Origin of the sequence: Rhizobium alarense, assembly GCF_021555155.1 — a bacterium.
Taxonomy (GTDB): Bacteria; Pseudomonadota; Alphaproteobacteria; order Rhizobiales; family Rhizobiaceae; genus Rhizobium_D; species Rhizobium_D alarense.
Genome location: NZ_JAKGBU010000064.1, coordinates 20,724 through 32,450, shown reverse-complemented (window position 1 = coordinate 32,450; position 11,727 = coordinate 20,724). Strand labels below are relative to the sequence as shown.

At 67.5% G+C, this 11,727-nt stretch carries 10 protein-coding genes, 1 tRNA gene and 1 riboswitch; of the genes, 5 read left to right on the top strand and 6 right to left on the bottom strand.

Annotated features, from left to right (window positions below; genetic code table 11):
- On the bottom strand, positions 1–1,543 hold a 1,543-nt coding region (locus LXM94_RS18610), incomplete at its 3' end, for a glycoside hydrolase family protein (RefSeq protein ID WP_235772959.1).
- A 189-nt stretch (positions 1,544–1,732) separates the two neighbouring features.
- Here LXM94_RS18610 and LXM94_RS18605 point away from each other — a divergent pair.
- Both LXM94_RS18605 and LXM94_RS18600 read left to right on the top strand, forming a co-directional pair.
- Positions 1,733–2,761 carry a glycerophosphodiester phosphodiesterase family protein gene (locus LXM94_RS18605; RefSeq protein ID WP_235772958.1) on the top strand — a complete coding sequence of 343 codons (1,029 nt, stop codon included), beginning with the start codon at positions 1,733–1,735 and terminating at the stop codon, positions 2,759–2,761.
- A gap of 77 nt (positions 2,762–2,838) precedes the next feature.
- Positions 2,839–3,651, top strand: a complete 813-nt coding sequence (locus LXM94_RS18600) for a sterol desaturase family protein (RefSeq protein ID WP_235772957.1) — start codon at positions 2,839–2,841, stop codon at positions 3,649–3,651.
- Here the strand turns inward: LXM94_RS18600 and LXM94_RS18595 are convergent.
- Positions 3,645–4,517: a transporter substrate-binding domain-containing protein gene (locus LXM94_RS18595; RefSeq protein ID WP_235772956.1), complete on the bottom strand. Its 873-nt coding sequence runs from the start codon at positions 4,515–4,517 to the stop codon at positions 3,645–3,647. The genes LXM94_RS18600 and LXM94_RS18595 overlap by 7 nt on opposite strands.
- A gap of 55 nt (positions 4,518–4,572) precedes the next feature.
- Between LXM94_RS18595 and LXM94_RS18590 the strand changes: the two genes are divergently transcribed.
- Complete coding sequence (locus tag LXM94_RS18590) at positions 4,573–6,654, top strand: glycosyltransferase family 2 protein (protein ID WP_408015665.1); 2,082 nt, start codon at positions 4,573–4,575, stop codon at positions 6,652–6,654.
- On the opposite strand, the gene LXM94_RS18585 is transcribed toward LXM94_RS18590, so the two are convergent.
- The 3 genes from LXM94_RS18585 to LXM94_RS18575 form a co-directional block, all read right to left on the bottom strand.
- The gene (locus tag LXM94_RS18585; RefSeq protein WP_235772954.1) at positions 6,642–7,460 is read right to left on the bottom strand and encodes an ATP-binding cassette domain-containing protein; all 819 of its coding nucleotides are present in this window, start codon (positions 7,458–7,460) and stop codon (positions 6,642–6,644) included. The genes LXM94_RS18590 and LXM94_RS18585 overlap by 13 nt on opposite strands.
- A gap of 167 nt (positions 7,461–7,627) precedes the next feature.
- Positions 7,628–7,701, bottom strand: a tRNA-Gly gene (locus tag LXM94_RS18580).
- 54 nt (positions 7,702–7,755) lie between these two features.
- Complete coding sequence (locus LXM94_RS18575) at positions 7,756–8,853, bottom strand: 2'-deoxycytidine 5'-triphosphate deaminase (RefSeq protein WP_235772962.1); 1,098 nt, start codon at positions 8,851–8,853, stop codon at positions 7,756–7,758.
- A 78-nt stretch (positions 8,854–8,931) separates the two neighbouring features.
- A riboswitch (SAM riboswitch) is annotated at positions 8,932–9,010 on the top strand.
- 46 nt (positions 9,011–9,056) lie between these two features.
- On the opposite strand from LXM94_RS18575, the gene LXM94_RS18570 reads away from it, so the two are divergent.
- Entirely contained in the window at positions 9,057–10,241 is a 1,185-nt protein-coding gene (locus tag LXM94_RS18570; protein WP_235772953.1) for an O-succinylhomoserine sulfhydrylase, read from the top strand.
- A 69-nt stretch (positions 10,242–10,310) separates the two neighbouring features.
- Here LXM94_RS18570 and LXM94_RS18565 read toward each other — a convergent pair whose 3' ends face one another.
- The gene (locus LXM94_RS18565) at positions 10,311–10,928 is read right to left on the bottom strand and encodes a CDP-alcohol phosphatidyltransferase family protein (protein WP_235772952.1); all 618 of its coding nucleotides are present in this window, start codon (positions 10,926–10,928) and stop codon (positions 10,311–10,313) included.
- A 151-nt stretch (positions 10,929–11,079) separates the two neighbouring features.
- Between LXM94_RS18565 and apaG the strand changes: the two genes are divergently transcribed.
- Positions 11,080–11,472, top strand: a complete 393-nt coding sequence (gene apaG, locus LXM94_RS18560) for a Co2+/Mg2+ efflux protein ApaG (RefSeq protein ID WP_235772951.1) — start codon at positions 11,080–11,082, stop codon at positions 11,470–11,472.
- The last annotated feature ends 255 nt before the right edge of the window (positions 11,473–11,727 follow it).

Genomic DNA, 11,727 nt, shown 5'->3' with positions numbered 1-11,727 from the left:
GGGCGCCCGCCGCCAGATAGTCCGGCCCGCCGCCGCCCGCCCCGCCGCGATAGCGGATCGACAGGCCGCGCTCGTCGCCGACGATCGCGAGATCGAGCGCCGGATGGCTGAGAACAAGGTCGAAGGGGGCGCCCGGCGCCGCAAGCGAAAAGCAGATCTCGGCCGCGCCGCCGGGGAGCGCCACCGGTTCGCCGGCGGCAAGGCGGCGATCGTCGACGAGACGGCTGCGGAGCGTTTCCACCCCGGCGACCGGCGGCGTCAGCAGCATGCCGCCGGACAGCACCAGGTTGCGCGGCAGCGTCATCGCGCTTGGAAAATCGATCTCGGGCGAGGCATCGGCCCAGTTCGCCAGCCAGCCGATACCGACCGCCGCACCGCCGTCATCGAACGCCTGGAAGGCGTAGTTGTCGGTGCCGAAGTCGAGCTCCTGGTCGAATTCCCGGGTGAAGCGGCGCCCGTCGAACCAGCCCACCTCGGCGATCGTGATGTTCTTGCGGGTCGTGCGCGGGCATTCGGAATGCATGAGGCCGAAGATCAGCACCCAGCGCGTCGCAGGATCGTGGACCGGCCCGCCGAGCGGCAGCATGCAGGGGCATTCGATGGCGGAGGTCTTCAGCCGCTTCTCGACGAGCAGCTTGTCGAGAAAGGTCCAGCCGGAAGCGGCCGTCGGATCCTCCGTCTCGTAGAGCAGGATCACCCCGCCCTCGCTGCTCTGGCTGCCGAGCAGCATCTTCCAGCGACCATCGGGGCCCCGGAAGACGTACGGGTCGCGGAAATCCAGCGTCAGGCCCTGGCCGGCCGGCCGCTCGGGCAGGATCACCTCCGCCTGGCCGGCCATGATGAGGTCGCGCGAGGTGGCGGTGAGCTGGAGCTGGACCTCGGGCAGGCGGTCGGCGACCTGCTCGGTGAAGAAGACCCGGATGCCGGGACCATCCGGCTGGGGAATGGCGGAGCCGGAATAGGCGCCGCCGCGCTTGTCCGGCCGTGTCGTCAGCTCTTCGGAGGGGAACAGGAAGATCGGCAGGTGCCGCCAGCGCAGGTAGTCGTCCGAGACGGCATGTCCCCAGTGCATCGTGTTCCAGCGCAGGCCGTGCGAATAGTGCTGGTAGAAGAGATGCGGACGGCCGTGGAAGCGGCCGAAGCCGTTCGGATCGTTCATCCAGCCGAACGGCGGGCGGAAATGGTAACTGTCCGGCAGCACCGGCGGCGCGTTGCTCGGATTGGTGTGGACGACGTGGATGCCCTTTTCGAGCACATCGTCCGCGGCGAACCAGTACAGCACCGACACCGCAGTCGTTTCGGGGTCGTACTCGAAATCGACGAGGCCGCCGCCGAAGACGTGATAGATGCGGAAACTGTATTCCTCGGCATTTGCCGCCGTGACGTCGGCGAACTTGCCGTTGGCATTGGCGAGCGACAGCATGCCGAGCTCGCCGGGAACGACCGCCTTCAGCCAGATATGCAGCGTGACATTGACCGGCAGGTCGACGCGCAGGCGTCTCACGGGACGAGCGTCGGCGGGGCGGGGCGCGGCATCGTGCATGGAAGTCTCCTGTCCGTTTGTTCTCAACGCAACTAGGGCCGTCCGACGCCCTGTAAAGCCCCGATACGGCCATCTGACGGCAGGCAGCGACGCGGCGCCACCGTCATCAGACTGTCACCGCTTCTTCATTCGCCTGTTATCCGCCCGACCTATCCGCATCCGCAGCCCATCGGACCAGGAGCGATTCGCATGCGATTGACCATTCCGATCCTCGCGCTTCTCGCGGGACTGCTGCCATTGGCATCTGCCGCCGCCCCAGGCATCGACCGGGCGGACCAGATCCGCGCCCGCCTCCATGACGCGAACCACTGGCGGGGCCACGTGATGGTCGTCGCCCACCGCGCCGGCTGGAAGGAAAACGGACGCCCGGTGCGCGCGGAAAATTCCAGGGCGGCCATCGACAATGCCGCGGCGCTCGGCGTCGAGATCGTCGAGCTCGACGTGCGCCGCTCGGCGGACGGCGCGCTCGTCGTGATGCACGACCATACGCTCGACCGCACCACGACCTGCCGCGGCGCGGTGGCCGACTATACGCTCGCCAGGCTCCGGACCTGCCGGCTCGTCGTCGAGGGCACGGGCGAGGTGACGGCGGAGGTCGTGCCGACGCTCGCTGAAATGCTCGGTGCCGCGAAGGGGCGCGTCTTCGTCAACATCGACAACAAGCTGGAGCCGCAAGACCTGCCGGCAATCGCCGCCGAGGCGCGGGCGATCGGCATGGCCGACGGCATCCTGATCAAGAACGCGGTCTGGAATGCCGACCGTGTCGCGCTGACCCGCACCGTCGTCGCCTCGGTCGGCAGCGATGTGTCCTTCATGCCGATCATCGCCGACGATGCGGTTCGCGACGTCCGCTTCATGGCGACGACGGCGCAGGCTTTCGCAGCGCCCGCAGCCGAACTCATCACCTGGCGCAGGGATGCGCGGCTTCCGGTGACGACGGACGGCGGACCGCTCTTTTCCGCCAAGGCCCGGGCGGCGGCGATCCGCGGCAACTGGCACATGTGGGTAAACACCTACCCGATCACCAATCGGCCCGACGGCATGGTCGCGGGCGGACGCGGCGACGGCGTCGCCTTCGTCTCGCACCGGCCCGACGAGGTCTTCGGCTTCTGGATCGACCGCGGCGCGACGATCATCCAGACCGACGAGCCGAAGGCGCTGCTGCACTGGCTCGACGGCGAAGGCTATCGCACGCCCTACGACGACCTGACGAACTGACGCCGGACGCTCACGGCATCGTGTCTGGCTTTCGTTCCGGCCCGGACCGATAAGGCGGGACGTCTCGGAGCTTGTCCATGGCCGTCTTCGGCATCAGCGAACCGGTGGTCCGCGTCCTGGCCTTCGGCGCCATCTTCCTCGGTCTCGCGCTGCTCGAGATCCTGCATCCGCGCCTCGAACGCCCGGAGATGCAGGCGGCGCTGAAAGCCCGGCGCTGGGTCACGAACCTCGCGCTCCTCGTCGCCTCGTCGCTCCTGCTGCGCGTCGTCTTCCCGCTTGCCGCGGTCGGCACGGCGCTCTGGGCCGAGGCCCGCGGCCTCGGCCTCCTTCCGGCGATCGGGCTCGACGGCGTCGTGGCCGGCGTCATCGCCTTTCTGGTCCTCGATTTCGCGATCTGGCTGGAGCACGTGGCGAGCCACCGCTTTGCGCTGCTCTGGCGCTTTCACCGGATGCACCATGCCGACAACGGCTTCGACCTGACGACGGCGCTCCGCTTCCATCCCGGCGAGATCCTGCTGTCCATGCTCTGGAAAGCCGCGATCGTGATCGCGCTCGGGGCGCCGCCCCTCGCCGTGCTGATCTTCGAGATCGTTCTCAACGGCGCGGCGATGTTCAACCATGCGAACATTCGCCTCCCGCCGCGACTCGACGCCGTGCTGCGCCGCGTCGTCGTCACCCCGGACATGCACCGCGTGCATCATTCCATGGTGCCGCGGGAAACGCATTCCAACTTCGGCTTCAGCCTGTCCGTCTGGGACCGGCTGTTCTCGACCTATGTGGCGCAGCCCGAGCGGGGCCACGAGGGCATGGAGATCGGCCTGCCCGCCTATCGCGGCACACAGACCTCGGGCTTCTGGTGGGCGCTGACCCTGCCCTTCCGGCGTCAGTAGATGCCGTTCGGAAAATAGCGGAGGTAGATTTCCGCGAGCCGGCCGTTGCGCGACAGCGCCAGAAGCGCGTGATCGATCGCTTCGACCAGGACCTTGTCCTCCTTGCGCAGCATGACCGTCAGCCCTTCGCCGAGGAAGGCCTCCGAGAAATAGGGGCCGTCGAACAGCCGGCAGCACCCGGCGGCATCCGCGCTCGCCGCCCAGAAGGACAATTGCATGCCGCTGCCGAAGACCGCCTCGATACGGCGCGCCTTCAGTGCGGCGAATGCCGCGGGCGCCGACGGAAAGGGCACGGCCTGAAGCTCCGGAAAATAGGCGCGCAACATGGCCTCGTGCGCGGTGCGCGCGACCACGCCGACAGGCTTCTTCGCAAGCGCCGCCGCCCGGCCTTCCGGCACGCCGTTCCGCCGGACGACGAACCGCGCAGGAAGCTGCATGAAGGGCCGGGAGAAGGCGAACCGGCGCCGCAGGTCGACCGACACGGCCATGCCGGCCAGAACCGCCTCACCCTCCTTGCGTTCCAGCGCCGCGGTGAGGTCCGCAAAGGCGATGGCCTGGACCTGGCACCGGTCGGCAATGTCGAGTTCGCCGCAAATCGCGCGCGCGAGATCGATATGGAAGCCGGTCAGCTTGCTGTTCTGGTCGATGAAGTTGAAGGGCGGGAAATCGACCGTGGTGAGGAAGCGCAGACGGGTGATGCCCGTCATGTCCGGCCGCGCGATGCGCTCGCGGCTGTCGAACGGCAGGGGAAAGATCGCCGACGACGCGTCCTGCGCCCGCGCGATGCCGATCAGCGCCAGAAAGAAAATCACGCAGGCCGCGATGCGCCCATAGAATTCTGGGGATGTCGCCGTTGAATTCTTCATTATCATCAACTAGGGGTTTAACGGGGTGGCGTTCGAAAACGGACGGCGGGGCGGCATGCGCGTGGCAGACTATCCCGGCACGGACCATTTGGCTACCGGCACGCGCAGCGATGCCGCCGACGGCGACCGAGCCGCGACGGAAGCCGCCGGAGGCGAAGCGCGGATGCCGTCCGGCACGGTGCAGGACGCGCCGGTCCCGCCCGACCTTTTCGACGAGGCCCGCTTCTTTCGCCGGCTCGGCCTCTCCAAGCCGACGATCGCGCGGCACGCGGCCGCGGCGATGCGCAATGCGACGACGATCGAGACGGAACTGATCGTCAGCGGAAACCTGGAGCCCGACACCTACTACGAAGCGCTGGCCGAAATTCTGGACCTGCCCTTCCTGGCGGACCTGCCGGCCGAGCGGGTGGCGGACAGCGAAGGCTGCGACGTGAACCTCATCCGCCCGACGATGATCCGGCTCAACTTCACGTCGCGCCCGCCGATCTTCGCGGCAATCCCGACCGCGCGGGGGCTTTCCGCCATGCGGCAAAAGCTCGTGGAGACGCCGGCGCTGCGCGACAGCCTCGTGGTGACGACGCCGGCGGCGCTGCGGCGAGCCCTCTGGACGGCGGGGCGCCAGAAGCGGCTGGAGCGGACAACGAATGCGCTGTTCGAGAAGGCGCCCGCCTACAGCGCCCGCCTCACGCTCTGGGGCCGCCAGGGCTTCCATGTCGGCCTTGCGCTCTGTCTGCTGCTGACCTTTCTCGTGCTGCGACCGATGGAGACCCTGCTCGCGCTGCACGTGGTGCCGACGCTGCTGTTCTTCGCGGCGCTCGTGCTGCGCGTGGCGGCGGTCTTTGCGGTGCCGGCTGCCAGGCAGCTCTACCGCCCCGGACAGGACGACACGCCGCGGCCGGTCTATACGGTGCTCGTGCCGCTCTACCGGGAAGCGGCGATGGTGCCGCAGCTTCTCGCCGCCCTCGACCGTCTCGCCTGGCCCCGCTCGCGCCTCGACATCAAGCTCGTCTGCGAGGCGGACGACACCGAGACCATCGACGCCCTGCGTGCCCGACGGCCGGGCCCGGAATACGAGATCGTGGAGGTGCCGCCCGGCGCGCCGCGCACAAAACCGAAAGCGCTCTGCTATGCGCTCTGCGCAGCGCGCGGCGCCTATCTCGTCATCTTCGACGCCGAGGACCGGCCGGACCCCTGGCAGCTCGAAGAGGCCTGGAGCCGCTTTCGCAAGGCGCCGCCGACGCTTGCCTGCCTGCAGGCGCCCCTCATCGTCAGCAACGGCGCACAGTCCTGGCTGAGCGCGCTCTTCGCGCTGGAATATGCCGCGCTGTTCCGCGGCCTGCTGCCGCTGTTGGCGGCGCTCCGCCTCCCGATGCCGCTCGGCGGCACGTCGAACCACTTCCGCATGGACGCCTTGCGGCGGGCAGGCGGTTGGGACCCCTACAACGTGACCGAGGACGCCGACATCGGCCTGAGGCTGCACCGTCTCGGATACCGCTGCGGCGTGCTGACGCGGCCCACGCTGGAATCCGCCCCCACCGAGGTCGGAACCTGGCTCGCGCAGCGCACCCGCTGGTTCAAGGGCTGGCTGCAGACCTGGCTGGTGCTGATGCGCCATCCCCTGAGACTGATGCGCGACCTCGGCCCCGTCTCCTTCCTGCTGTTCCACGTGCTGATCGGCGGCATGCTGGTCTCATCGCTCTGTCATCCGCTGCTGCTCGGTTTCGTGGCCGCCACGGGCTGGCGGATGATGACGCTCGGCACTTTCTCCGTCGGGCCCCTTGCGCTTGCGCTCTTCGTCATCGACACGATCAACATCTTCGGCAGCTATGCCGTCTTCGTGGCGCTGGGAATCGCGGCGATGAGGCCGCGCGAACGGCCGGCGGCCGTGCTGCGGCTCCTGCATCTGCCGGTCTACTGGATGCTCGTCGCGCTCGCCGCATGGCGGGCCGTCGAGGAACTGCAAAGCCGGCCCTTCGCCTGGAACAAGACGCCGCATCAGCCGGAAGGTGTCCTGCCGGCGAGGATCGGCGGCGCGCTCGCCGCCTGGCCGCGACGGCTTGCGGGCCGGCCGGCGAGGCCCGCGGCGGCCGGTGCCATGGCCGGAGGCAGCGACGCCGCCGCCGCTCACTCCACATAGGCGACCGGCAGGCCCGAAAGCGGGTGCGGCATCACGCCCATGGCAACGCCGTAGATCTCGCGCAGCGTGGCCGCGTTCATCAACTCGGCCGGCGCGCCTTCCGCGATGAACTGCCCCTGCCGGAGCGCGAAGACGCGGTCGCAGAAGCGGGCCGCCATGTTGATGTCGTGCAGCACCAGGACGACGCTCAGCCCTTTCGCATGGGAGAGGTCGCGCACCAGCCCGAGGACGCCGAGCTGGTGGGCGACGTCGAGCGCCGAGGTCGGCTCGTCGAGCAGCAGGCAGCGGCTGTCCTGCGCGACCAGCATGGCGATCCAGACGCGCTGGCGCTCGCCGCCCGACAGCGTGTCGACGAGCCGGTCCGCGAGATGCCCGATATGGGTGAGCCGCATCGCCTCCTCGACCTTTTCGCGGTCGCGCCCGGTGAAGCGGCCGAGCGCACCGTGCCAGGGATAGCGGCCGCAGGCGACGAGTTCGCGCGCCGTCATGCCGGGCGCGGCGGGCGCATCCTGCGGCAGATAGGCGACGGCGCGGGCGAATTCGCGCGATCCGAGCGTGCGCAGCGCCTGCCCCTCGAAGCGGGCCTCGCCGCCGGAGGGTTCGAGCTGGCGCGCCAGCAGCTTGACCAGCGTCGACTTGCCGGAGCCGTTGTGGCCGACGAGCGCCGACACCTCGCCGGTGCGGACCGAGAGCGAGACGGGTTCGAGGATCGTCCTGCCGCCGACGGCGAAGGTGAGGCCGTCCGTCTCGAAGGCCGGCAGGTGCGCCGCCGGACCGGCTTCGATCTTCCGGGCGGCAGCGATCATCGGGAGCTCCTGTCGGTTGGGGTCGGTGCGGCAAACCGCCTGCGCGGCAGGTGCGACGCGAACGGCCCTCAAAGGCTCTATAAACATGAATACGGCGCTCGACAAATACATCCGCCGATCGCCGGGACAGCGAGGCCGAAAAGCTTGCGGGGAAGCGGTCGGAAGGCTGGAGCGGGTAGCGGGAATCGAACCCGCGCGTTCAGCTTGGGAAGCTGACAGGCTACCATTACATCATACCCGCCCGATGGGCGGAGTCATTCAACAGTTCGCCGGACGTGTCAAGGCGCGGGCGGCGTCACGACGAGCGGAAGTGCTTGGAGAGCTTCAGGCCCTGCGCCTGGTAGTTCGAGCCGAGGCCGGCACCGTAGAGGCCTTCCGGCGGCTCCAGCATGTGCTCGTAGACGAGGCGGCCGACGATCTGGCCGTGCTCGAGGATGAAGGGAACCTCGTGGCTTCTCACCTCCAGAACGGCGCGGCTGCCCGAGCCGCCGGCAGAGGCATGGCCGAAGCCCGGATCGAAGAAGCCGGCATAGTGGACGCGGAACTCGCCGACCAGCGGATCGAAGGGCGTCATCTCGGCGGCATAGAGCGGCGGCACATGCACCGCCTCGCGGGAGACGAGGATGTAGAATTCGTCCGGATCGAGGATCAGATCGTTGCGGCCGCGGCTGAAGAGCGGCTCCCAGAAATCAAAAATGTCGTGCTGGTTCTTGCGGTCGACGTCGACGACGGAGGTATGGTGCTTGCCGCGATAGCCGATGAGGCCGTCGGCCCCGGTGCCCTTCAGGTCGATCGACAGCGCGATGCCGCCGCCGGAGACATTCGGCGTCTCGCTCGCGACGAGAACGTCGGTGCGGTGGAGGTCGAGGAGGTCTGCCTCGCCGAGCAGGGCGTTGCCCTTGCGGAACCGGATCTGCGACAGGCGCGAGCCGCGGCGCACGACGATCGGGAAGGTGCGCGGCGAGATCTCCAGGTAGAGCGGCCCCTTGTAGCCCGCCGGGATCTTGTCGAACTCCTGCGCCCGGTCGGTGATGACGCGGGTGAAGATGTCGAGGCGCCCGGTCGAGCTCTTCGGGTTTGCGGAGGCCGCCAGGTCTTCCGGAAGCTCGAGGCTCTCCATCAGGGGAACGATATAGACGCAGCCGGTCTCGAGCACCGCCCCCTCGCTGAGGTCGATGACGTGCAGCCGCAGCCGGTCGAGCTTGTCGGAGACGAGGTGGGACGGCCCGGGCAGGAAGCTGGCGCGAACGCGGAAGGCGGCCGAGCCGAGCCTGAGGTCGAGGCTCGCCGGCTGGATCTGGTCCGCGTCCAGCGGCGCCTCGCTCCTCAGGCGCCCGCCGTCGAACAGTGCGCGAATGGCGCGATCCGCCAGAATACCCGTTGCCCGTGCCATCATCCGAAACCTTTTGAAGCGTGCCCGACAAAACCAAATCGGGGGAATTGACGCAAGCGCCGCGGCGCAGTATTGGGAGGCTTATCCCGTGGTGATTTGGCCGGTCGGCTTGCAGCCACGTTAAACAAGTAGCTAAAAGGACCGGGTGTGAAACCGGTCAGCTTTTTGCGGCCGGTTTTTTTGTTTTGGAAGGCGATGACCCTATGAGCAAGTCCTGGCGCCCGGCAACCCAACTCGTGCACGGCGGCACCACCCGGTCGCAACACGCGGAGACCTCGGAAGCGATCTTTCTGACGCAGGGCTTCGTCTACGACACGTCGGAAGCCGCCGAGGCCCGCTTCAAGGGCGAGACGGAGGGCTTCATCTATGCCCGCTACGGCAGCCCGACCAACGACATGTTCGAGAAGCGCATGTGCCTGCTGGAGGGCGCCGAGGATGCGCGCGCCACGGCATCGGGCATGGCGGCCGTCACCGCCGCGATCCTCTGCCAACTGAAGGCCGGCGACCACATCGTCGCGGCCCGCGCGCTGTTCGGCTCGTGCCGCTGGGTGGTGGAAACGCTGGCGCCGAAATACGGCATCGACTGCACGCTGATCGACGGCCGCGACCTTTCCAACTGGGAAAAGGCGATCCGGAAGACCACCAGGGTGTTCTTCCTCGAGAGCCCGACCAACCCGACGCTGGAAGTGGTCGACATCGCCGGGGTCGCGAAGCTCGCCAACCAGATCGGCGCCAAGGTCGTCGTCGACAACGTCTTCGCCACGCCGCTCTTCCAGAAGCCGCTCGAACTCGGTGCGCATGTCGTCGTCTATTCGGCGACGAAACACATCGACGGCCAGGGGCGCTGCCTCGGCGGCGTCGTGCTGTCCGACAAGGCGTGGATCGACGAGAACCTGCACGACTACTTCCGCCACACCGGCCCCGCCATGTCGCCGTTCAACGCCTGGACGCTGCTGAAGGGCATCGAAACGCTGCCGCTGCGCGTCAAACAGCAGACGGAGAACGCGGCACGCATCGCCGACTTCCTCGCCGAGCAGACGCAGGTCGCCCAGGTGATCTATCCGGGCCGCAAGGACCATCCGCAGGCCGACATCATCGCCAAGCAGATGACGGGCGGCTCGACGCTCGTCTGCTTCGAACTGAAGGGCGGCAAGGAGGCGGCCTTCGCGCTGCAGAACGCGCTCGACATCGTCAAGATCTCGAACAATCTCGGCGACGCCAAGAGCCTCATCACCCATCCGGCGACGACGACGCACAAGAACCTGACCGACGAGGCGCGCGCCGAACTCGGCATCTCGCCCGGCACCGTTCGGTTTTCGGCCGGCATCGAGGACGGCGACGACCTGATCGCCGACTTCGCCAGGGCGCTCGCCGCCGTCAAGGCCTGAACGGCGCGTCGCAGGTTTGCGCGACATGCCTTGGACCTTGCGAAGCCGCCCGCCGCGGGCGGCTTTCGTCTATCCGGCATCGTCGCGGAACATCCGGCGCGCCAGCAGGATGCGCGACAGCGCGGTATAGAAGCAGACGGCGGCAAAGCCCCAGGCAAGCCACGGGAAGGCCGCCGGGACGAGGCACGCCGCCACGAAGACCGCCAGCGTTTCCGTCGCCTCGGCAAGGCCGGTGGTGAAATAGAGCGACTTCGCGCCACGGGCCTGCGTCGCCAGGCCCCGCTTCTCGGCCATGATCGAATAGGCGAGGAAACTTGCGCCATTGACATAGAAGGAAAGAATGAGGAAAGCGCCGGGCACGGCATTTCCGGCGGGGTCCGCCAGCACGAAACCGAACGGAACGGCGCCGTAGAAGGCGAAATCCAGCACGATGTCGAGAAAGCCGCCGAAATCGGTCCTCCGGCTGTGGCGCGCCACGGCGCCATCGAGCCCGTCGCAAAGCCGGCTCGCCAGCAGAAGGCCGAGAGCGGCAAGGCTGTGGCCGGCCGCGACCAGCCCGGCCGCGCCAAGACCGAGCGCCAGGCCGGCAAGCGTCACGGCATCGGCGCCGATGCCGCCGGCTGCCAGCCGGCGGCCGGTCCTGTCGAGCAGCGGATCGATCGCCCTGCGCACCAGACCGTCAAGCATCGCGCATCCGACTGCACGCCTTCATCCGGCGCACCGGCCGCAGAATGCCCCCAATATTGACCATGCCCGGATCTTTCTACGCAGTTTGTCGGTTCTTGACCTGAGAAGAGTCCTGTAGAATAGCACCCACACGTTAACCCAAGGCCTATGCATGTATCGAGCCCTGACCCGCAATATCGAAGTCGTGGTCGAACCCTATTATCTGGAAGACCAGTCCGATCCCGACGACAGCCGCTACGTCTGGGGCTACAGGATCGTCATTTCCAACCATTCGGACGACGTCGTGCGGCTCGTGACGCGATACTGGCACATCACCGACCAGAACGGCCAGGTGGATGAGGTCAACGGTCCGGGCGTCGTCGGCGAACAGCCGGTGCTCGGACCCGGCGACACCTACGAATATTCGTCCGGCTGCCCGCTCGACACGCCCTCCGGCATGATGTTCGGCCACTACCGCATGGAGACGGAGGAAGGCGAAAGCTTCAACGTCGCCATCCCCGCCTTCTCGCTCGACGCGCCCGGCCAGGTGCGGGTGCTGAACTGACGGGTGTGCAGTGCCTCAAAAAAGTGACATCTCGACTTTGCCTCGAACATATCTTCAATCCTGCCGAAACATCACATATCAATGGGCCGGCGAGAAGGCTGGCTTACAGGGAGTCCTTTTCTTGCTTGGTGTGCTACGATTGCCCAAGGCTGAGGAACGGCTTCGCCGCATGCAAATGGTCGCAGCGGTAATGCTTCGCAGATCAGCAAGAACAATTGTGACGAAAGGTTCTACGGCACTGATAAATTTCAGTGA